Below are 21856 nucleotides of genomic sequence, written 5' to 3'. Positions count from 1 at the left end.
GCTGGCGCACATGGGGTCACTGCGGGCTGCCGTCGTGGGCGGGGGGATCATCGGGGCCGCCACCGCGCGCGAGCTGGCGATACACGGCGCCGACGTCACGCTGTTCGAGAAGGAGCCCCGGCTCGCCGCGCACCAGACCGGCCACAACAGCGGCGTCGTGCACGCCGGGCTGTACTACCCACCCGGCAGCCTCAAGGCGCGCCTGTGCCGGCGCGGGGTGCACCTGCTCGCCGAATTCACCGCCGCCCGCGGCCTGCCGTACGACGAGTGCGGCAAGATCGTCGTCGCACTCGACGAGAGTGAACTCGGCCGGCTCGACGCCATCCACGAACGCGCCGTCGCCAACGGCGTGCCCGGGATCCGCCGCATCGGGCCGGACGAGATCACCGGCATCGAGCCGCACGCGCGCGGCATCGCCGCCCTGCACTCCCCGCACACCGCGATCGTCGACTACGCCGCGGTGACCACCGCGCTCGCCGCCGACGTCGACGCGGCGGGTGGCACCGTCCGGCTCGCGACGCCCGTCACGGCGATCCGCCCCCGCGGCGACGAGGTGCTGGTCGGCACCGACACCGGCACGGACAGCTTCGACCTGGTGATCACGTGCGCGGGCCTGCAGTCGGACCGGCTCGCCCACGGTGCGGGTGATCGCGCGACGCCCGCGATCGTCCCGTTCCTCGGCGACTACCATCTGCTGCGGCCCGAGGTGGCCGGACGGGTGCGCGGGTTGATCTATCCGGTGCCCGATCCGCGGTACCCGTTCCTCGGGGTCCACCTGACCAAACGGATCGACGGGCAGATCATGGTGGGTCCCAACGCCTTCCTCGCCCCGGGCCGGGAAGCGTACGACCGCCGGTCGAGGTCGCTGCGTGACCTGCGTGACGCCGTGTTCTTTCCCGGCTTCCGCAGGTTCGCCGCGCGCAACGTCCCGGCCGCGATGCGCGAGTTGCGCACGGCGGTGAGCATCCGGCGGTTCGTCGCCGAGGCCGCGAAGTACGTGCCCGGACTGACCGTCGCCGATGTGTTGCCGGGCCCGCGGGGGATTCGCGCGCAGGCGATGGAAGCCGACGGCTCGCTCGTCGACGACTTCGTCATCACCGGGCACGGGCGCGTGGTGCACCTGCGCAATGCGCCCTCCCCCGGCGCGACGTCGTCGATGGCGATCGCCGAGTACCTGGTGGAGGCGGCGCTCGAACGGGCGGGCCTGCAGACCTGACGTCCCGGTGTCACCGTCGCCAGAACAGGTGGTGGATCACTCCGCTCGGGCTGGGCACGACCTCGAGGTGGAACCGATCGAGCAGCTCGTCGGGCGACTCCCACAGTCGCACTCCGGCTCCGAGCTGCACCGCCGGCACCACCGCCACGTGCATGGTGTCGACGAGGTCGGCGTCGAGGAATTCTCGGATGGTGGTGGCCCCGCCCCCGAGCCGGACGTCCTTGCCCTGCGCCGCCGCCCGTGCCCGCGCGAGGACCGTGGCCGGGTCGCCGTCGACGAAGTGGAAGGTTGTGTCGGACAGCGTGAACGACGGTCGCAGATGGTGGGTCAGCACGAACACCGGGGTGTGGAAGGGCGGTTCGCCGCCCCACCAGCCGCGCCAGTCGTGGTCCTGCCACGGCCCCCGCTGCGGACCGAACTTGTTCCGGCCCATGATCTCGGCACCGATGTTGTGGGCGAAGTCCCGCGTGAAGTAGTCGTCGAGGCCCCGGCTCCCGCCCGGGTCGGTACGGTTGGGCCAGCTCGCGGTCGCGCCGGCCCACGCGAACATCGAACCGGGGTCCGCGTGCCCGAACGGCCGCTCGAGGCTCTGGCCTTCCCCGGCTCCGAAACCGTCCCCTGAGACGGCGAAGTTCTGAACCCTCACCAGCTGATGCACCGGGCACCTCCTGCATTGTCGACAGCATTGCACAGGTTCGGACTCCGCGAGGCGAGCGAATTCATCGGCGCACGAGAGATCCGGCCGCTCACACGACGTACGTCTCGAGCCACCGCTTCATCACTGCGGTGGCGTGCGCGAGCGTCTCGGGCTGCACCGACCGCAGCTCGGCCGCGACGACGTCGGCCGACCCGGCCCCGAGAGCCGCCTCGAGCGATGCCCGGTACTCGTCGATCGCGAGCCAGTCGGCCAGCTGGTCGGCGTCGGCCTCGAGATGGAACTGCACGCCGTAGCTGCTCCCGTGCCGGAACACCTGGTTAGGGTAGGCCCGGGACGACGCGAGCAGGGTCGCGCCCGCCGGCAGGTCGAAGGTGTCGGCGTGCCACTGCAGGACCGGGAACGTGGCCGGCAGCTCGCCCCACACCGGATCGGCCGCCGAGGCGTGCGCGAGTTCGACCTCGCACACACCGACCTCCGGGACGGGACCGGTGCGGACGTCGGCGCCGAGGGCCGCGGCGAGCAACTGGGCGCCGAGACACACGCCCCACACCGGAATGCCGGCGGCCACGGCCGCCCGCAGGTAGGCGATCTCCTCGCCGAGCCACGGCACCGTCGCGACGTCGGCGACGCCCATCGGGCCGCCCATGACCACGACGGCGGCGTAGTCGAGCGCCGCGGGCACCGGGTCGCGCCAGAGCCGCACGGTGTGGACCTGCGCGTACTGCTCGAGCACCGGCAGGTACGCGGCCGGGCCCTCGCATTCGACGTGGCGGAGTTCCAGGACGACAGGGTTCATCGCCCCAGCATGCCCGTTGTACGTTGCCGCGCGGGTGCCCGGAGCGTGAACGTTCGGTGAGCGGACGTCGCCGGTCCGTGCTCCCCCACCGACGACCGTTGCCGTGGTGCGATGGGAAGGACGCGGTCCGACGGGCGGGCCGACGACGGAAGGAGTCGACATGGCACGGATCGTGATCATCGGCGGGCACGGGAAGGTGGCACTGCACCTCGAGCGGCTGCTCGCCGACGCCGGCGACGAGGTGACCGCGGTGATCCGCAACCCGGATCACGCGGACGACGTGCGCGCTGCCGGTGCGACGCCGGTCGTGGCCGACGTCGAGCACCTCGGCGTCGACGACCTGGTGCCGCTGCTCGAGGGGCACGACGCGGTGGTGTGGTCGGCGGGCGCGGGCGGTGGCAACCCGCAGCGCACGTACGCCGTGGACCGCGACGCGGCGATCGACTCGATGACCGCGGCCGAGCGTGCGGGGGTGCGCCGCTACGTGATGGTGTCGTACTTCGGGGCCGGCCCGGATCACGGCGTCCCCGAGGACAACGGCTTCTACGCGTACGCCGAGGCGAAGGCAGCCGCGGACGCGCACCTGCGCGGCACGGACCTGGACTGGACGATCCTGGGCCCGAGCGCGCTGACCCTCGATCCGCCGACCGGCCGGATCGCGACCGGCCCGGACGCCGGCAAGGGACAGGTCTCGCGGGCGGACGTGGCGGCGGTCGCGGCCGCGGTGCTCCACCGGCCCGCGACGGTGCGACGCACGATCGAGTTCGACAATGGAGACACCCCGATCGAGGACGTCCTCGACGCCCTCGGCTGAGATCCTCTTGACGGGCACCGCGGGCGAGGCCGATCGTGGAAACGGTCGGCAGTATCGCTCGACGACAGGGGCACCGCCATGAAGGTTCTCGTTGCGTACGCCAGCCGCCACGGCGCCACCGCCGGGATCGCGGAGCGGATCGCCGAGGTGATCCGGGCGGAGGGGCACACGGCGGACACGGTAGAACTGCCGGCGGCGACATCGGTGGACGACTACGACGCCTGCGTCGTCGGCAGCTCCGCGTACCTGGGGCACTGGGAGAAAGCGGCGAGCGCGTTCGTCCGGGAGCATCGCGACGGGCTCGTCGCCCGGCCGGTCTGGCTGTTCACCAGCGGACCGCTCGGCACCGAGGAGGTCGACGAGCAGGGACAGAACGTGCGGGAGAGCGCGGCCCCGCGGGAACTGCCGGAGCTGACGGATGCGATCGCGCCCCGCGAGCATCACGTGTTCTTCGGCGCGCTCGACCCGAAGACGCTCGGAGTCGGGGCGCGGGTAATGCGCAAGCTTCCCGCCGGCCGGAAACTGCTGCCCGAAGGAGATTTCCGGGACTGGCCGGAGATCGAGGACTGGGCGCGGAGCATCGTCCGGGCGCTGGCGTGATCGCAGCGCAGGAGGGCACCTGGGACTCGGGCATGCCCTACCTGTGCGCCGGGACGGGACCGCCGCTGCTGTTCATGCCCGGCTTGTCCACTCACCACCGGCAGCCCCGCGGCTTCGACCGCCGCACCCAGCTCGCGCAGATCGCGCCCTGGACGACGACGCGGCGGGTGTGGTGGGTGAACCGCCGGCCGGGCCTGCCGCCGGGGACCGCCATGGCCGATCTCGCCCACGACTACGCGGTGGCGATGCCCGGCCGCTTTCCCGGTCCGGTCGATGTGCTCGGCGTCTCGACCGGCGGCAGCGTCGCGCTCCAGCTGGCTCTCGACCATCCGCAGCTGGTGCGCCGGCTGGTGCTCGTGGTCTCGGCGGCCCACCTCGGCCCCGGCCGCGACGTCCAGCGACGGGTCGCGGCGGCCGTGCGGGCGGGGCACCCGCGACGGGCGATGGCGGCGCTCGCGGCGACGACGGGCGCGCGACCGTGGTCGCGCCGGCTGCTGTGGGTACTGGGATGGCTGCTCGAACCGTCGGGCGCCCGGCACGGATACGACGATTTCCTCGTCGTCGTCGACGCCGAGGACCGCTTCGACGTGACCGCCCGGCTCGGCGAGGTGACATGTCCGGTGCTGGTGCTCGGCGGTGACCGGGACGGGTTCTACGGCGCCGACCTGTTCCGGGAGGTGGCGGCCGCCGTGCCGCGGGGACGAGCCGTCGTCCGGCCCGGGGTGGGCCACCTGGGCGTGATGTCCGGCGACCGGTGGGTGCGGGACGCGTCGAGCTTTCTCGACACGCCCGACGCGCCGGGCTTCCCCGAGACGTGGCAGCCGCCTTCCGTCGCGGCCGGATAATCGGCAGGTCCGGCGCGGCCGGATGATCATCGGGACAGGCCGGCGGAGGGAGCGCACGTGAAGGTACTGGTCGCGTACACGACGGCGTACGGGGCGACGCGCGGCGTGGCAGAACGGATCGCGCAGCGGCTCACCGAGGCCGGGCACGAGGCGGACCTGTGCGATCTCGCCGGGCCGGTCGATCCGTCGGCCCATGCCGCCGTCGTGCTCGGCAGCTCGGTACACAACGGGCAGTGGCTCGCACCCGCCGCCCGTTTCGCGGATCTGCATCGCGCGCACCTCGCGGGCAAACCCGCGTGGTTGTTCTCGGTGCAGACCGTCGGCACGACGAGCGCCATGATCTCCGCGCGCCTCGCCCGCTGGGTGCGACCGAAAATGAAGGAACCGAAGGTGGCGGCCACGCTGCGGGCGACGGCGAACGTGCGCGAATACCGGGCGTTCGCCGGCGCGATCGAGCCGGAGCAGTGGCCGGGGATCGTGGGCCGGGTGGTGTTCCGCCTGGCCGGCGGCCGGTACGGCGATCACCGGGACTGGGCCGACATCGATGCCTTCGCCGCGCGGATCATCCGGAACATCGACGGACTGTAGGGCCGAAAATCACATTTCCGATCGACCTCGTATTTCACGCGAACAGAACATTTCGGCAATTCTCCGGCACCTCGTCCGCGACGCTGCGAGAGAATTATATTTCTCCTTCAGACGGCCCTGAACAGCGACGATACCCGACCGTCAGCAAAACAGGTTGATCGGTATCCTCGTACACCTGCGACACTCCCGGGCCCCGTGTTACACATGGAAGGACACCCGCACATCGAACGAAAGGGCTCGCATGTCAGCGCAAATTCTGGAATTGCTCGGCTCCCTCGACCTCGGGGAAATCCTGGCGCGACTGCTCGACAGTCTCGGTAGCTGATCGTCGGAGAATCGAGGGTCCGCACATGCCCCGTGCGGACCCTTTCCCGTCGCAGCATCTCTCGCCGTAGCATCGAAGATCCGGGACCTGCCGACCCTCGAAGGTGACTCTCATGCGCCGTGCGCGATCGTCCCGCTCGCGAACGACCGCGGCGCTCTCGGCCGCCCTGATCGGGGCCGCCCTCCTCGTCGGCGCACCGGCGATCGCCCAGCCCGGTCCCGGTGGCTCGTACATCCAGCGGGTCGAGGAGCACGGCGCCCGGCAGCGCACCCTGTTCGTGTACTCGGCGTCGATGCAGCGCGTGATCCCGGTGGCCGTGCTGACGCCGCGGGACACCGGTGCCCCACGCCCGGTCCTGTATCTGCTCGCCGGTGCAGGCGGCGGCGACGGCGGCACCCTCACCTGGCTCGACCGCACGGACGTCGCCGACTTCTTCGCCGACAAGGACGTCAACGTCGTGCTGCCGCTCGACGGCGCGTTCAGCTACTACACCGACTGGAAGCAGGACGATCCTGTCCTCGGCCGGAACAAGTGGACGACCTTCCTGACCCGGGAACTGCCGCCGATCGTCGACGCGACTCTCGGCACTACCGGAGCCAATGCCATTGCGGGCCTGTCGATGTCGGGCACTTCGGTCCTGAGTCTCGCGCAGTCGGCGCCGGGGTTGTACCGCGGGGTCGGTGCCTTCAGCGGCTGCGCCCAGACCAGCACCCGTCCCGGCCGGACCTACGTCGAGCTCGTCGTCGAGGTGCGCGGCGGAGGCGACACCGACAACATGTGGGGGCCCGAGGGCGATCCCGCCTGGATGGCGAACGATCCGTACGTCCACGCCGAGAAGCTGCGCGGAACGCAGATCTACCTGTCCAACGGCACCGGGCTGCCCGGTCCGTACGACCGGCTCGATCATCCGAACGTCGGCGGCGACCCGGCGAACCTCGCCGAACAGGTCGTCGTCGGAGGCATCATCGAGGCCGCCACCAACGAGTGCACGCACCAGCTGGCCCGCCGCCTCGCCGAGCTCGGCATCCCGGCCACCGTCGACTTCCGGCCCGTAGGTACCCATTCCTGGGGCTACTGGCAGCAGGACCTGCACCGCGCGTGGCCCATGCTCGGCGCCTCGGTGGGTGCCTGAAGACGCGGCGGCGTAGTGGGTGCCGGGGAGACACGACGGCGCCGACGCCCGGGATCGCCGGACGCCGGCGCCGTCGCCGGACGGAATCAGGCCTGTGGCGCCAGTTCCCGGGTGGACACCGGCGACGTGTCGGTCGCCGCTGCGATGGCTTCTTCGAACTCGCGGTGACCGGCCTGCGACCCGAGCTGCAACGCGAGCCGCACCAGGAAGCCTTCCCGGTCGGACGGATCGACCTGGTCGAGCGCGTCGGACAGGCCGAGCCAGACGTTCTCACGGCGCTGCTCGTCCTCGGTGAGGATCTGCGCAGGCCGCGCGGGGACCGCCGGCCCCTCGGGGGCCGTGCCGGCGCGGAGCGCAGCGGCCACGCCGGACAACTCACCCACCGGCACCCGGCACAGCAGCAGCCCGTCTGGCCGGATCACGAACGCCTCACCCCCGGTCGCACCGAGCGCTTCGGCCAGGTCGGGCGCGTCGAGCACCGTGACCTCGTCGGCACCGGAACTGTCGGCGCCGACGACGACGGCCCGCACACTCTCCGGCGCCAGCGCGGCGGCGAGGTCGGCCGCGGCCGCGGAGAGCGCGGCGCTGCCGGCAGCGTCGAGACCGAAGCCCACGACCGCGAAACCGTTGCCGCGCACTGCGTTGAGCGACGACTCGATGCTGCCGCCGGCGGCGGCGACCCGCACGCGGCGGTCCTCGACGGGGTCACCGGGCAGGACCCCGGTCAGGCCCTCCGCGACGGGCCAGGTCAGCGGCGACAGCCGGGCGTGGGTGGCGCTGGACTGGCGCGGGTTGATCAGTTCCCCGAATTCGGGACGGTTCACGGCGAGGGCGAGCACGGCGTCGCGGGTGGTGCGGTAGCCGTGGGTTCCCGGGGACATGATGAGGGTGGACTTGCCGGCGTTCGCGACGTTCTGCTCCCAGGCGTCGTGCCGCTCGATCGAGTACGCCTGCAGCAGCGCGCGATCGGCGTTGCCGTGGACGACGGCGGCGAGCTGCCAGGCCAGCGTCTCGGCGTCCTCCATGCCGGAGTTCAGGCCGCGCACGCCGAAGATCGGCACGAGGTGCGCGGCGTCGCCGGCGAAGAGGATGCGGTCGTGGGTGAACTCGCGCAGCGCGAGGGCGCGGGCGCTGTAGAACCCGTGCCACTCGAGCGTCCAGGGCAGGTCGTTCTGCAGCCAGTCCAGGTGCTTGGTGATGCGGGCCCGGATGGCGTCCTCCCGGGTCTCGATCTCCGCGTCCTCGGACGGATCGAGCTGGTAGTCGATGCGCCAGATGTTCTTCGGCTGCTTGTGCATGATGATCGTCGAGCCGGGGTTGCTCGGCGGATCGAACCAGACCATGCGCTCGGCGGGCAGCTCCGACTCCCAGTGGATGTCGGCGATGACGTAGCGGCCCTCGTAGTTGGTGCCCTCGAGTCGCAGACCGGCGAGTTCTCGCATGCGGCTGCGGCCACCGTCGGCGGCGACGACCCACGCGGCCCGCAGGTGGCGCTTGCCGAAGGCAGTGTCGACCTCCAGGGTCACCTGGTCGTCGTCCCGCAGGATGCCGGCGATGCTCGCCTGCCAGTGCAGGGTGATCAGCGGGTTCTGCTCGATGGTGTCGACGACGATCTGCTCGTACTCGGACTGCGAGACGTTGATCATCGGCGGTCGCACGTCGAACTCACGCTGCGGCATCCGGAAGTGCAGCACCTGCTGGTCGCGGTAGAAGCTGCGGCCGCCGACCCAGGGCAGGACGATCTTCTCGAGTTCGGCGCCGAAGCCGAGGCGTGCGGCGGCCTCGAGGCTGTGCCGGGAGATGCAGATGGCGCGGCTGCCGAAGGAGACCTGGTCTGCCGCCTCGAGGATCGTCACGGGGATGCCGCGCTGGGCCAGGCCGAGGGCGACGGCCATGCCGACGGGTCCGGCGCCGACGACGACCACGGGCAGCGCCTCGGCGTCGGGCTGCATCGACGCGAAGTCGGAGGCAGGGTACTTGCGGGGCTGGTAGTAGGTCGACATGTCTCAGGCCACTTCCTGCTCGGACCGACGGGATTGCGCCACCGCGACCGCCGGGTCGTGGGGGTGACGGAGAAGAAGGATGCTGACCAGGCTGACGAGCGCGATCAGCACGAAGTACGCGGTGACGGCGAGCGAGGTGCCGAAGGCCGCGAAGAGGGAGGTCGCCACGATGGGGGCGAGACCGCCGCCGAGGATCGCCCCGATCTGGTAGCCGAGCGACGCGCCGCTGTAGCGGATGTGGGCGGGGAACAATTCGGCGAACAGGGCGGACTGGGGTCCGGCGCAGGCCCCGAGGACGAAGCCGAGGGCGATCATCGCGACGAGCATCACGGGCAGCATCGCGGTGTCCATCAGCGGGAAGAACAGGGCTGCGACGATCACGAGGGCGCTCGAGCTGATGATGTAGACGCGGCGCCGGCCGATGATGTCGGACTTGTAGGCGCTGATCGCCATGCCGGCCATCCAGAACGGGCACGAGGCGATGAGCAGGAACAGCATCGTGGACTTGCCGAAGCCCAGCTCCGCCTCGCCGTACTTGAGGACGTAGACCATGTAGGCGTAGGCGATGCCGTTGGTGGCGACGAAGGTGCCGCCGGCGAGCAACACGGTCTTCCAGTGCTTGGCGAGGACCTCGGCGAGCGGGAGCTTGACCTCACCGGCCGCATCGCGGCTGGCCTCGAAGTCGGCGCTCTCCTCGAGCCCGAGCCGGATCCACATGGCGACGACGACGAGGACGGCGCTGAGCAGGAACGGCACGCGCCAGCCCCAGGCCGCGAAGGCGGCGTCGTCGAGGACGGTAGTCAGCGGCAGGAAGACGAGATTGGCGAGGAGGACGCCGGCGGGGACGCCGATCTGGGGCGCGGCGCCGTAGAGGCCGCGCTTGCCGCGCGGGGCGTTCTCGGTGGCGACGAGGACCGCGCCGCCCCATTCGCCGCCGACGCCGAGGCCCTGGACGAAACGCAGGGCCACCAGCAGGACCGGGGCGGCGACGCCGATCGCGGCGTAGTTGGGCAGCAGGCCGATGGCGACGGTCGCGAAGCCCATCAGCAGCAGCGAGGTGACGAGCATCGACTTGCGGCCGACGCGATCACCGAAGTGACCCATGACGATGCCGCCGATGGGCCGGGCCACGAAGCCGACGGCGAGGGTCGCGAAGGCGGCGAGGGTGCCGGCCAGTTCGGAGGTTCCGGGGAAGAACTGCGGCCCGAGCACGAGGGCCGCGGCGGTGCCGTAGATGAAGAAGTCGTACCACTCGATCGCGGTGCCGACGAAGCTGCCGAGCGCGGCCTTGCGGGCCTTGCGCTGCAGTACCTCCGGCGAGGGCGCCGGTGCGGTGATCGTCATGGGTGCTTGCCTTTCACGATGCGGCCCGCGTCACGGCGGACCCGGCAAGCATGACCCCCATCACAAGCCGTTGAAAAGCTCAACTATTCGCGCTGTTTCCCCGGAAAATCCGTGGTACTCGGGATAACCGCACTTCAGGGCCGTGCACTCGGTGTCCCACCGGTGGAGGCGAAGTGAATGAATGCTCGTGTCACCCGGCTGAGCATCGAATCCTGATGCCACGCGACGACCACGTCGACCGAATCCGGAACCGGGTCGACGAGCGGCCGGACGACGAGCGGGAGATTCTCGTACGTCACGTCGAGCGGGGGCCGCTGCAACAACAGGGTCCACCCGAGGCCACGGCCGACGAAGGCTCGCGCCGTCTCGTAGTTGGAGGTGCGGTAGGCGACGCGCGGCGCGAACCCGGCGCCCCGGCACACCTCCATCGCGTGGTTGCTGCTGGGCGGCGCGTCGAGCAGCACCATCGGGTCGTCGCGCAGGTCGGCCAGCCGCACCGGACCGTTCCCGCCGGCGAGACGGTGGTCCGGGCCGAGCAGCACCATCGGCTCGCGCGTCATCAGGGTCGCCTTGCGCCATTCCACGGACAGCTCGAGGTCGTAGACGATCGCGAGGTCGAGCTCGCCGTTGTCGAGCTGGGTGCGCAGCCGGTTCTGGGTGTCCTCCCGGAACTCGACCCGCGCCCGCGGGAAGCGCTGGGTGAATCCGGCGAGCAGCCCGGGCAGCACGGTCGGCCCGAGGGCGGGATAGCACCCGATGGCGACGGGTCCGGCCACGCTGCCGCCCGCGCCCACCGCGTCGGCCTGCAGTTCGCTCGCCTGGTGGAGCAGCACGCGGGCGCGGGCGAGCACCGCCTCCCCCATCGCCGTGAGCTGCACGCCCCGCGCCCGCCGTCGCACGGCCAGTTGCGTCTGGAGGGATTTCTCGAGGTCGGTGAGCGCCGCGGACAGCGCGGACTGCGACAGGTGCAGCCGCTCGGCGGCGCCGCTGATCGTTCCCGTCTCGGCGACGGCGACGAACGCCGCCAGCTGGCGCATGGTGAAGGTGGGAACCGCGTCGGGCCGGGTCATGCAGGCCACGGTATCGAGCGGGAGCTTCTCGTCCCCAGCGGGAGGTTGTCGCCGGTGCCACTCGACGAATGGCACAGCGACAGCCCGGTGGTCGCGACAACCTCCCGCTCGCGCCCGTCGCGGCGCTCAGGTGGGCGCGCAGCAGCGCCACGTCCCGCCCGGGATCGACCGAGCGCGGTGGGGCCGGGCACCTGTGCGGTGCCCGGCCCCACCGGTGACGCGGATCAGGCGGTCAGGTCGACGTCCTTGCTCTCCTTGACGAACAGCGCCAGGACCACGGCGCTGAGGGCGCACCCGGCGACCAGATAGACGACCACGCTGCCGACGGAGCCGGAACCGGCGTACAGCGAGGCGACGATGACCGGGGTGAAGCCGGCGCCGAGCAGGCTGCCGATCTGGTAGCCGAGCGACGCACCGGTGTAGCGGGCGCGGGTGCCGAACTGCTCGGCGAGGAACGCCGGCATGGGACCGAACGTCAGCGACTGCAGGACCGAGCAGGCGATCACGAAGGCCAGCACGACCAGCAGGAAGTTGCCGGACGAGGCGAGCTGGAACAGCGGCCACGCCAGGACGACCATGCCGACGAAGCCGGTCATCATGACGGGCTTGCGCCCGTAGATGTCCGACAGCCGGGCGGCGCCGAGGATGCCGAAGATCGCGACGAACTGGCAGATCGCGAAGGCGTTGAGGCCGGCCGAGCGCGACACACCGTTCTCGGCGGCGTAGCTGATCACGAACGTCGAGAACAGCGCCTGGATCACGAACGGCGCGGTGCACACCAGTCCCGCGAGGATCAGGGTGCGGGGGGCCCGCACGATCGTCAGCAGCGGAATGGGTTCCTTGGTCCGGGACTTCTTCTCCTCGGCGGCGCGCAGTGCCTCCTCGAAGACCGGGCTCTCGGCGATGCGGGCCCGGACGAACAGGCCGACGGCGAGCAGGACCGCGGAGAACAGGAACGGGACGCGCCAGCCCCACGAGAGGAAGTCGTCCTCCGGCAGCTGGGCGGCGAGCGAGAGGGCGACGGTGCCGAGCACGGCACCGGTGGGTCCACCGGCGTTGGTGAACGCCGCCGCGAAACCGCGGTTGCGGCCCTTGACGTGTTCGAGCGACATCAGGGCCGCCCCGCCCCATTCGCCGCCGATCGCGATGCCCTGCACAGCGCGCAGCACGATCAGCATCACCGCGCCCCAGGTGGGGATCGCCGGGACGAGGCCGATGAGGAACGAGGCGACGCCCATGATCGTCATCGACAGCATCAGCATCTTCTTGCGGCCGACGCGGTCGCCGAAGTGACCGAAGACGATGCCGCCGAGCGGACGGGACAGGTACCCGATGGCGAACGTCGCGTACGAGGCGATCAGCGCGAGGCCGGGGCTGAGGTTCGCGAAGAACACCGGGCCGAACACGAGCGCGGAGGCGGTCGCATAGAGGATGAAGTCGTAGAACTCGACGGTGCTCCCGAGGTAGCTCGAGAAGACGACGCGACGGATGTCCTTGTTCCGCTCCGCCGGTGCGGCGACGGCCGTGCGTTCTGGGTCTGCGAGGGTCATGGTGGGTCCTTACTTTGCGAGGACGATGCTAGATCCGGTCGGCGGGGCCGCTCAGAAGGGGTAGGCGGGCACGTCGCGGCTGACGGTGATCCAGCGCGACTCGGTGAACGCCTCGATGCTGTTGGCGGCACCGCCGAAGCGGGCCCCGTTGCCGGAGGCGCCGAGACCGCCGAAGGGGATGTTGGCTTCGTCGCCGACGGTCTGGTCGTTGATGTGGGCGATGCCGGTGGGGATCCGGTCCGCGAGCGCGAGGCCCTTGCCGACGTCGCGGGTGAAGATGCCGAGCGAGAGCCCGTACTCGGTGTCGGTGGCCAGCGCCACCGCCTCGTCGAGGGTCGAGAACTTCACGACGGGAGCGACGGGTCCGAACACCTCCTGGGCGTAGGCGGGCGCGTCGGCGGGGACGTCGGTGAGGACGGTGGGCCGGTAGAACAGGCCCTCGTAGGTGCCGCCGGCGACGAGCCGGGCGCCGGCGTCGACCGACGCGGTGACCAGGGCGTGGATCTTCTCGAGCTGGCCCCGGTCGATGATCGGGCCGAGCGCGACCTGCTCGGTGACGGGGTCGCCGACGGGCAGCGCCTCGGCCTTGGCGGCGAGCCGGGCGACGTACTCGTCGTAGACGGACTCGTGCACGATGTGCCGGCCGGTGGTCATGCACACCTGGCCCTGGTGCAGGAAGGATCCGGCGGCACCGGCCGAGACGGTGGCGGCGAGGTCGGCGTCGTCGAGGACGACGATCGCGGAGTTGCCGCCGAGTTCGAGGTGGACCTTCTTGAGGTTGCGGGAGGCGGCGGCGCCGACGGCCCGGCCGGCCGGGGTGGAGCCGGTGAAGGAGATCACCGGCACCCGCGGGTCGTCGACGAGGGCGGCGCCGACGTCCGCGCCGGCGGGCAGCACGGACAGCACCCCGGCCGGCAGACCCGCCTGCTCGAAGATGCGGGCGAGGGCCACGCCGCCGCAGACCGCGGTACGCGGGTCGGGCTTGAGGATCACGGCGTTGCCGAGGGCCAGCGCCGGTGCGACGGAACGGATCGCGAGGATCAACGGGAAGTTGAACGGCGCGATGACCCCGACGACCCCGACCGGGACCCGCTTCGACATGCTCAGGCGCGGCGCCTCGCTGGGCAGGATCTCGCCGAGCGCATGGGAGGGCAGAGCGGCACCCTCGTAGCACTCCTGCGCCGCGACGTGCGTCTCGAGCTGCGCCTTGGGACGCAGGGACCCGGACTCGCGCATGATCCAGCGCTCGATCTCGTCGGCGTGCTGCTGCCACAGGTCGCCGGCGCGGCGCATGACCGCGGCACGCTCGGTGTGCGGGCGGGCCGCCCAGTCGCGCTGGGCCGCGACGGCACGGTCGACGGCGCGCCCGAGGTCACCCTCGTCGGCGAGGCCGACGCTGCCGAGCGTCGCGCCGGTCGCCGGTTCGACGACCTTGATCTCACCGGCCCCGCCGGGGGTCCAGTCCCCGGTGAAGATCTTTCCCTGCCAGATGGATTCGTCGAGAAGTGCCATCACGAACTCCTTGTGTACGGGTGCCGGACCGGCCGGCGGGCGAAGCGGGTCGCGGCGAGCGCGATCGGGTGAAGGGACGGCCGAGACGGCCGGACAGTGCGGGCCGCGCGGTGCGGGCTGGGCGCTCGCTCTGTGGAGTGGGCCCTCCGTTCGGCCCCTGAAGTATGGGTCACGTCACATTCGCGTGAAAAGCAGAATTAGCCGGTGATATTCCACAGGTCTGCTCAACAATGGCGGCATGTGGGACCGCGGGCGGCGCCGGAGCCGGTCGCCGCCCGCGGACAGCGCAGCAGGTCAGTGGTGCGGCACGGCCGCGCCGAGAACGCCCCACGTGCGCAGGATCTCGTCCGGATCGTCCTGCCCGGGCACGGGCGGGGCCGTGGGCCGGCCCGCCGGTGTACGCGAGAAGCGGGGCGCCGGAGCAGGTTCGGGGTGACCGTCCCGGTACAGGAAGGTGCCCCGGGCGGTGAGGTGGGCGTCCGCGGGCGCCTCGCTCATCGAGAGGATCGGCGCGACGCACGCATCGGTGTCCCGGAAGATCGCCGCCCACTCGTCACGGGGGCGGGTGGCGAACACGCCGGCGATCCGCGCGCGCAGTTCCGGCCAGCGCCGACGGTCCCACTGCCCCGGCAGCGCGTCGTCCGCGTCGAGGCCGAGTCCCGCGAGAAGCTGCGCGTAGAACGGTGGTTCGAGGGCCGCGACCGCGACGTGCCCGCCGTCGGAGGTCTCGTACACGTCGACGAACGGTGCCCCGGAGTCGATGAGGTTGGTGCCGCGCTCGTCGTTCCACGCGTCCCCGGCGAGCATCGAGTACGGGTTGGCCATCAGGTGCGCGACGCCGTCGACGATCGCGGCATCGACGACCTGACCGCGCCCGGAGCGCTGCGCCTCCCACAGGGCGGCGAGAATGCCGGACACGAGATACATTGCGCCGCCTCCGAAGTCACCGACCAGACTGAGCGGGAGCTGCGGCGGTCCCCCGGCCCGGCCGATCGCGTGCAGCGATCCGACCAGGGCCTGATAGGTGGGGTCGTGCCCGGCACGCTGTGCGAGCGGCCCGTCCTGCCCCCAGCCGGTCATCCGGCCGTAGACCAGTTCCGGGTTGCGGGCCCAGCAGTCCTCGGGGCCCAGACCCAGCCGTTCGGTGACGCCGGGCCGGTAGCCCTCGATGAGCACGTCGGCCTTCTCGACCAGCGCGAGCACGGTGGCGAGCCCGTCGGGGTCCTTCAGGTCGGCGGCGATCATCCGTTTGCCGCGTTGGAGGGTGTCCAGCCGCGGGTCGATGGGCATGGTGAACCCGGCTCCGGTGCGCTCGACGCGCACGACGTCGGCGCCCTGGTCGGCGAGGAACATCGCGGCGAACGGCGCCGGACCGAGTCCCGCCAGTTCCACGACCTTCAGTCCGGCCAGGGGGCCCTGTCGGGATTCGGTCATCGTGATCTTCTCCTACGGGTGGTGGCGCGGCCGGCGGCACGAGACGGCCGCCGGCCGGGGTCCGTTGCCGTCTAGACGCCGACGAGTTCGCCGACGGTGACGGTCTGCTTGCCCTCGGTGATGTGGGTGGCGATGAACTCCTCGTTCAGCTCGATCCCGAAGCCCGGCCCCTCGTTCGGGTAGAGCTTGCCGTCGGCGAAGACCGGGACGTTCAGGGCGATGTCCTGCGTGATCGTCTGCTCGGCGTTCTCCCACTGGTTGTTGATGATCAGCGGGCCGAGGTTCTCATGGGTGAACTGCGACGCCCAGTTGTTCGCAACCATCAGGTGCGCCGACGGGCTGGCCTCGAGGCCGGAGCCGATCATGCACCCGCTCATGACGGCCATGTCGGCGAGGCGGGCCATCGTCAGCCAGCGCTGCGCCTTGAGCAGACCACCGGCCTTCTGCATCTTGATGAACAACCCGTCGGCGGCGCGACGTTCGATGATCTCCCGGATGTTGTGCAGCTCCTGCGCGGACTCGTCGGCGAAGATCGGCGTGTCGATGCGGGTGCGCAGGCGCGCCATGCCCTCGATGTCCCAGTGCGGGACGGGCTGCTCGATGCACTCCATGCCGTACCGGTCGAGCCGGCGCATCGTCTTCAGGGCCTGGTCGTAGTTCCAGAATCCGTTGGCGTCGACCACGATCCGCGCCGAGTCGCCGAGGGCCGCCCGGACCTCGCGGACATTGTCCACGTCGTGGTCGGAGTTGCCGTCGGACTTGAGCTTGATCAGGCAGAAACCGTTCTCGTGGGCCTGGACGGCCTCGGCGACCACCTGGTCGACCGGTCCGGCGGACGCGACCCAGCCCTGCACGGAGGCCTCGGCGTTCTTGCCGCCGAGCAGCTGGTACACCGGCACGCCCAGGGCCTTGCCCTTGAGGTCGTGCAGCGCGAAGTCGACGAGCGCCTTGGCCTGGTTGTTGTCGCGGACGAAAGTGTCCATCTGCCCGACGATCTTCTCGATGTTGAGCGGGTCCTGGCCGATCAGGAACGCCGGGGCGATGTGGTTCGCGATCATCGCCGTCATCGATTCCTGGGTCTCGCCCCGGTACCAGGTGGAGGTGTCGCCGCTGTCGCCGTAGCCGACGATCCCCTCGTCGGTGTGCAGCTTCAGCACGACGGAATGGATGTGGGTGATCCGGGTTCCCGGCATGATGAACGGCTTGACGAGCGGGGTGGAGACCGGGATCAGTTCGACCTTGGTGATGATCATGCGACGTGCTCCTGAACGGACGAAGGAATGACGGTGGCGCCGGCGTCGGCCAGAGCCGTGAGTTCTGCGGTGTCGAGACCGGCCTCGCGGAGGATCTCGACGGTGTGCTCGCCGACGAGCGGGGCGCGGCGCTCGACCGTGCCGGGAGTGTTGGAGAGCTTGGTGGGGATGCCGGGGACGGTGACCGCGCGGCCGTTGTGCGGGTGCGTGACGGTCGGCAGCATGTCGCGGGCCCGGAAGTGGGGGTCCGCGAAGATGTCCGCGGCGTCGAGGATCGGGCCGAGCGGCACCTTCCCGCCGAGCACCTCGACGAGCTCGGCGACGGTGTGGGTGCGGGTCCAGGCGTTGACCACCTCGTAGACGGCCTCGCGGTTGAGCCACCGGTCGTGGTCGGTGGCGAACCGGGGGTCGTCGACGAGTTCCGGCTGACCCATGACGGCGGCGAGCTTGGCCCACTGCGGATTGTGCGGAGCGCCGAGCGCGACGACCCCGTCCTTCGCCTGCACCGTGTCGAACGGCGCGAAGCCCTGCAGCTGGTTGCCGAGCGGGCCGGGCACCTGACCGGTGTGGCCGTAGGTGTTGACCACGACCTCGGAGACCGCGAGCACGGCGTCGGCCATGGCGACGTCGACGTACTGGCCCTGCCCGGTGCGTTCGGCGTCCCGCAGCGCGGCGAGGATCCCGAACGCGGCAAACAGTCCCGGAACGGTGTCTCCCACACCGGATCCCACTCGGACGGGGTGCGCGGCGTCGGTGCCGGTGATGGACATGAGACCGCCCATGGCCTGCGCGACGATGTCGAACGCCGGCCAGTCCCGGTAGGGGCTGTGCCCGCCCGTCTTGTCGCCGAAGCCGCGGATCGAGGCGTAGACCAGGCGGGGATTGCGGGCCGCGAGGGTGTCGTAGTCGAGACCGAAGCGGTCCATGACCCCGGCGCTGAAGTTCTCGACGACGATGTCGGCGTCGTCGATCAGGCGCAGCAGCACCTCGCGCGCCTCGGGCTTCTTCAGGTCCAGCACGAGCGACCGCTTGTTGCGGTTGGCGGACTGGAACACCCCGCCGTAGTCGCGGGGTTCGTCGTCGGAGGCGAACGGGCCGGCGTAGCGGAGGAAGTCGCCACGCGGCGGCTCCACCTTGATCACGTCGGCGCCCTGGTCGGCGAGCAGCGACGTGCAGAACGGGCCGGCCAGAGCCTGGGTCAGGTCGACGACCCGCACCCCGTCGAGGGCGCGGCGGGCAGCGGTGTTCATGCGGTGGCCTCCCGCCCGAGCAGCGCGCGGCCGATGACGACCTTCTGGATCTGCGGGGTGCCCTCGCCGATCTCGAGGCCGGAGACGTCGCGCAGCATGGCCTGCAGCGGCAGCTCCTCGGCGAAGCCGCTGTGGCCGTGGGCGACGATGCAGTCCCGGATGGTCTGCAGCGAAACCTCGGTGGCGTAGAGCTTGGTCATCGCGGCCTCCTTGGTGAAAGGCTTGCCGGCGTCGGCGAGCGAGAGGGCGCGGTAGGTGAGCCAGCGGGCCGCCTCGAGCTTGGTGGCGTTCTCGGCGATCGGGAAGGACACGCCCTGGAACGAGGACACCGGCTTGCCGAATGCCTTGCGGGACTTGACGTAGTCGATGGTGATGTCGAGGGCCTTGCGGGCGACGCCGGTCGACATCAGGCCGATGACCGAGCGGGTGTAGTCGAATTCGCTCATGACGAGCCGGAATCCGTTGCCGACACCACCGATGACGTACTCGTCCGGGACGAACACGTCGTCGAGGAACACCCCGGCCCGGCCGAGCGGCTTCCAGCCGGCGTCCGGGAACTTCTGCATGCTCACGCCCTCGGCGTCGAGGGGCACGAGGAAGGCGGTGACGCCGGATTCCTCCGGGGTGGCGCCGCGGGCCTTGACGAACGTGATCATCGCCTTGGCGTGCGGGGCGAAGGTGATGGAGGTCTTCTCGCCGTTGAGCTTCCAACCGCCGTCGACCTTCTCCGCCTTGGCGCGCATGGCCATCGCGTCCGAGCCGCTGCCCGGCTCGGTCAGGCCGAGGGCGACGACGTGCCGGCCCTCGACGATGCCGCGCACCCAGTCCTTCGCGACCTCGGGGGCGAGGAAGCGTTCGAGCAGCGGGCCGGTGAGGTTGTTCGTGTAGGCGAGCTGGGTGAGGTAGAAGTTCGAGTAGGCCAGTTCCTCGTGGGCGATGCCGAGGTGGGTCTTGGTGAGCACCTCGCCGATGCGGCCCTGGCCGCCGTTCTCCTCGGAGACGCCCAGCCCGAGCAGGCCCTGCGCGGCCATCTTCTCGGCGAGATCCCACGGGAACTCCTCGCGGTGGGCGCGTTCGAGGTAGCTCTCGGCGTGCGGTGCCGCGAACTCGCGGACCCACTGGGCGAATTCCTCGTATTCCGGCGCGAAGAGGACCGGTGGGTGCAGGGCGTCCGTGGCAGACATGATCGATCTCCTCGAAGTGGTTGTGAATCAGCGCTTGTCGTCGGCGCCGGACAGAAGACCCGGGCCGCGCGCTGCCGATCAGCGCGTCGGAACCCAGTATGTCCGCAGTCACAACCTCAGAAAAGAACAGGAATCTGCTGATCGATATGAGAAAAACTCAGGAAGCAGGGGCGCTCTGCCCCGACCTGCCGGTCGTGGCCCCGTCCGAGCGGGAGCTTTACGGGTCCAGCGGGAGGTTGCCGTGGGCGTCACTCGACGGATGGCGCAGAGACCGCCCGGTGGCCGCGACATCCTCCCGCTCGCGTGCGGCCGACAGTGCCGTTAGAGCCGGCCCACGCGAGCGGTCGCGAACGTGATGAACTCACGCACGACCCGGCTGAGCACCACGTCGGGGCGCCAGGCGATGACCAGCCGCACGGGATCGAGTTCGGGGACGTCGATCGGCAACAGCACGATCTTCAGTCCGCCGTAGGTGCGGTTGAGCTGCGGCTGGTGCAGCATGATCGTCCAGCCCAGGCCCCGTCCGACGTACGCCCGCACGGTCTCGTAGTTCGCCGACCGGTACTCGATCCGGGGCGTGAACCCGGCTCGCGCGCACACCTGCAGCGCGTGTGTCGACGCCGGGGCCGCATCGAGCAGCACCATCGGTTCGTCCCGCACCGCCGCCAGCTCCACCGGGCCGGGCGTCGTCGCCAGCCGGTGGCCCGCCGGGACGACCAGGGCCGGTCGCCTCGTCATCAGCGTGGCGGTGCGCCACGCCGGCGGCAGCTCCAGGTCGTAGGTGATCACCGCGTCCAGCGCCCCGCCTTCGAGCCGCTCGGCCAGCTCGTCGGCCATCGCCTCCCGGAACTCGAGCGACACCCGCGGATGCAGGTCGGTGAACTCGGACAGCAGCGGCGGCAGGATCGTCGGCCCGACCGTCGTGTAGCACCCGACGGCGAGACGGCCGGCGAGCTCGCCGCCCGCACCGAGCATCTCGTCCTCGATCTCGCTCGCCTGCTGCAGCAGTGCCCGCGCCCGGGCCAGCAGCGACTCCCCGGCCGGCGTGAGCTGGACGCCGTGGGCGCGGCGGCGCACGCACAGCTGTGTCGAGAGGGCCTTCTCGAGTTCGGTGACCGCCAGCGACACGGCCGACTGCGAGACCAGCAGCCGGTCGGCGGCCGCGCTGATCGTGCCGGTCTCGGCGACCGCAACGAAGGCGACCAGTTGCCGCATGGTGAAGGCCGGCGCCCGGTCGCTGCTCATCGATCGATCATATGGGCGGCCGGCACCAGGGATTTCAGGCGTCGGGGGCGGCCGTCAGCGGCACGTCGCCGTCGGGCCGCCGGCGGGGCTCAGCAACCCGGTGCAACCCCCGCCCCAGCTTGCCCACCCCGGTGGTGCCCGCCCCGACCGCCCGGCCGCCGAGGGTGCGGGCACTGTCGCTCAAGGTGCGGGCACTCTCGCCCAGAGTGCGGGCACTGTCACCCAGGGTGCGGGCACTCTCGCCGAGGGCCCCGCCCACGGCCCGGACCGGATTGCCCAGCTCCGCCAGGTTCTCGGCCACCGCCGGGTCCTCGGCCTCGAGAGCGCGCTGCGCGGCGCTGCCGAACGCCGCGGCGACATCGTCCAGGTCCGCGCGGAGCCGGGCGATGTCCCGCTTCACCCGGGCGGACGACAGCCACCGCACCAGTTCGAACGGCGTGTGCACCGCGTAGCTCGCCAGCCGCGCGCGGGCGCGCAGCAGCAGCGCAACGTCCCGCTCCACCCGCCCGGCGAGCGACGCGCCGATTGCCGCGCGTGCGTCCTCGAGCCGGTCCGGTTCGGTGGCACGTACCTGCTCGAGCCGCAGCCGCTGCCACAGGTTCAGCGAGTCCTCGACGAGGACGAGCAGCTGCACCGTCTCCCCGAGCCGGTCGGTCTCCACGGCCTGCTGCAGGCAGGCCACCCGGTCCTGCGCGGGTGCGTCGACGGCGAGCCCGTCGAGCACCCGCCCGGCGTGGGCGCGGAGCCGCTCGCCTCGATCGGCGAGGACGTCGCCGAGCCGGCGCACCGATTCCCAGTCGGCGCCGCGCAGCCGGCCGGTGCCGTCGAGGATCCCCGCCACCCGGGTCAGCGCATTGTGGTGGTCGACGGCGTCGCCACCCTCGGGCGCACCGACCAGCTCGAAGATCTCCGCGGAGAGCTCGTGCACGCGCGCGACGGCGGCCTCCACCGAGACGATCGCCTCCCGCAGGGCGCGGGCGACGGCGTCGTCGGCGGGACCCGGTTCCTCGGGGTGCACGTCGTCGGTCATGGCTCCA

The 21856-nt window shown here is 71.2% G+C and carries 19 protein-coding genes; 6 read left to right on the top strand and 13 right to left on the bottom strand.

The window, feature by feature from the left end:
- Positions 1 to 10: 10 nt before the first annotated feature.
- Positions 11 to 1216: an L-2-hydroxyglutarate oxidase gene (gene lhgO / locus ACM26Y_RS08245; RefSeq protein ID WP_416063149.1), complete on the top strand. Its 1206-nt coding sequence runs from the start codon at positions 11 to 13 to the stop codon at positions 1214 to 1216.
- Positions 1217 to 1226: 10 nt separating this feature from the next.
- Here lhgO and ACM26Y_RS08240 read toward each other — a convergent pair whose 3' ends face one another.
- Both ACM26Y_RS08240 and ACM26Y_RS08235 read right to left on the bottom strand, forming a co-directional pair.
- Positions 1227 to 1874 carry a dihydrofolate reductase family protein gene (locus ACM26Y_RS08240; protein ID WP_416063148.1) on the bottom strand — a complete coding sequence of 216 codons (648 nt, stop codon included), beginning with the start codon at positions 1872 to 1874 and terminating at the stop codon, positions 1227 to 1229.
- Between the two features lie 88 nt (positions 1875 to 1962).
- On the bottom strand, positions 1963 to 2670 hold the full coding sequence (locus ACM26Y_RS08235) for a type 1 glutamine amidotransferase (RefSeq protein WP_416063147.1): 708 nt from the start codon (positions 2668 to 2670) through the stop codon (positions 1963 to 1965).
- A gap of 160 nt (positions 2671 to 2830) precedes the next feature.
- On the opposite strand from ACM26Y_RS08235, the gene ACM26Y_RS08230 reads away from it, so the two are divergent.
- The 5 genes from ACM26Y_RS08230 to ACM26Y_RS08210 all read left to right on the top strand — a co-directional run bounded on the left by ACM26Y_RS08230 (position 2831) and on the right by ACM26Y_RS08210 (position 6974).
- On the top strand, positions 2831 to 3484 hold the full coding sequence (locus ACM26Y_RS08230) for an NAD(P)H-binding protein (RefSeq protein WP_416063146.1): 654 nt from the start codon (positions 2831 to 2833) through the stop codon (positions 3482 to 3484).
- Between the two features lie 78 nt (positions 3485 to 3562).
- On the top strand, positions 3563 to 4084 hold the full coding sequence (locus ACM26Y_RS08225) for a flavodoxin domain-containing protein (protein ID WP_416063145.1): 522 nt from the start codon (positions 3563 to 3565) through the stop codon (positions 4082 to 4084).
- Entirely contained in the window at positions 4081 to 4929 is an 849-nt protein-coding gene (locus ACM26Y_RS08220; RefSeq protein WP_416063144.1) for an alpha/beta fold hydrolase, read from the top strand. Before ACM26Y_RS08225 ends, ACM26Y_RS08220 begins: the two co-directional genes overlap by 4 nt.
- 57 nt (positions 4930 to 4986) lie before the next feature.
- The gene (locus ACM26Y_RS08215; RefSeq protein WP_416063143.1) at positions 4987 to 5517 is read left to right on the top strand and encodes a flavodoxin domain-containing protein; all 531 of its coding nucleotides are present in this window, start codon (positions 4987 to 4989) and stop codon (positions 5515 to 5517) included.
- A gap of 437 nt (positions 5518 to 5954) precedes the next feature.
- Positions 5955 to 6974 (top strand): alpha/beta hydrolase, encoded by a 1020-nt coding sequence (locus ACM26Y_RS08210; protein ID WP_416063142.1) that lies wholly within the window; start codon positions 5955 to 5957, stop codon positions 6972 to 6974.
- A gap of 86 nt (positions 6975 to 7060) precedes the next feature.
- Here the strand turns inward: ACM26Y_RS08210 and ACM26Y_RS08205 are convergent, their stop codons facing one another.
- The 11 genes from ACM26Y_RS08205 to ACM26Y_RS08155 form a co-directional block, all read right to left on the bottom strand.
- Complete coding sequence (locus ACM26Y_RS08205; protein WP_416063141.1) at positions 7061 to 8977, bottom strand: FAD-dependent monooxygenase; 1917 nt, start codon at positions 8975 to 8977, stop codon at positions 7061 to 7063.
- Positions 8978 to 8980: 3 nt separating this feature from the next.
- A complete protein-coding gene (locus ACM26Y_RS08200) occupies positions 8981 to 10321 on the bottom strand; it encodes an MFS transporter (protein WP_416063140.1) in 1341 nt (446 codons plus the stop codon).
- 134 nt (positions 10322 to 10455) lie between these two features.
- Positions 10456 to 11391, bottom strand: a complete 936-nt coding sequence (locus ACM26Y_RS08195; protein WP_054374948.1) for a LysR family transcriptional regulator — start codon at positions 11389 to 11391, stop codon at positions 10456 to 10458.
- Positions 11392 to 11615: 224 nt separating this feature from the next.
- Positions 11616 to 12941, bottom strand: a complete 1326-nt coding sequence (locus ACM26Y_RS08190) for an MFS transporter (RefSeq protein ID WP_416063139.1) — start codon at positions 12939 to 12941, stop codon at positions 11616 to 11618.
- A 51-nt stretch (positions 12942 to 12992) separates the two neighbouring features.
- A complete protein-coding gene (locus ACM26Y_RS08185) occupies positions 12993 to 14453 on the bottom strand; it encodes a benzaldehyde dehydrogenase (RefSeq protein ID WP_416063138.1) in 1461 nt (486 codons plus the stop codon).
- A gap of 294 nt (positions 14454 to 14747) precedes the next feature.
- A complete protein-coding gene (locus ACM26Y_RS08180) occupies positions 14748 to 15887 on the bottom strand; it encodes a CaiB/BaiF CoA transferase family protein (protein ID WP_416063137.1) in 1140 nt (379 codons plus the stop codon).
- A gap of 71 nt (positions 15888 to 15958) precedes the next feature.
- Positions 15959 to 17140 (bottom strand): mandelate racemase/muconate lactonizing enzyme family protein, encoded by a 1182-nt coding sequence (locus tag ACM26Y_RS08175; RefSeq protein WP_416063136.1) that lies wholly within the window; start codon positions 17138 to 17140, stop codon positions 15959 to 15961.
- Complete coding sequence (locus tag ACM26Y_RS08170) at positions 17137 to 18390, bottom strand: CaiB/BaiF CoA transferase family protein (protein WP_416063135.1); 1254 nt, start codon at positions 18388 to 18390, stop codon at positions 17137 to 17139. Before ACM26Y_RS08170 ends, ACM26Y_RS08175 begins: the two co-directional genes overlap by 4 nt.
- Positions 18387 to 19574: an acyl-CoA dehydrogenase family protein gene (locus ACM26Y_RS08165; protein ID WP_371383852.1), complete on the bottom strand. Its 1188-nt coding sequence runs from the start codon at positions 19572 to 19574 to the stop codon at positions 18387 to 18389. Before ACM26Y_RS08165 ends, ACM26Y_RS08170 begins: the two co-directional genes overlap by 4 nt.
- 321 nt (positions 19575 to 19895) lie before the next feature.
- Positions 19896 to 20819 (bottom strand): LysR substrate-binding domain-containing protein, encoded by a 924-nt coding sequence (locus tag ACM26Y_RS08160; protein ID WP_289380454.1) that lies wholly within the window; start codon positions 20817 to 20819, stop codon positions 19896 to 19898.
- Positions 20820 to 20853: 34 nt separating this feature from the next.
- A complete protein-coding gene (locus ACM26Y_RS08155; protein ID WP_416063134.1) occupies positions 20854 to 21849 on the bottom strand; it encodes a hypothetical protein in 996 nt (331 codons plus the stop codon).
- Positions 21850 to 21856 lie beyond the last annotated feature (7 nt).

It is taken from the genome of Rhodococcus indonesiensis, assembly GCF_047782815.1.
In the GTDB taxonomy this organism is placed as follows: domain Bacteria; phylum Actinomycetota; class Actinomycetes; order Mycobacteriales; family Mycobacteriaceae; genus Rhodococcus; species Rhodococcus indonesiensis.
This window is presented reverse-complemented; position numbering and strand designations above follow the sequence as displayed.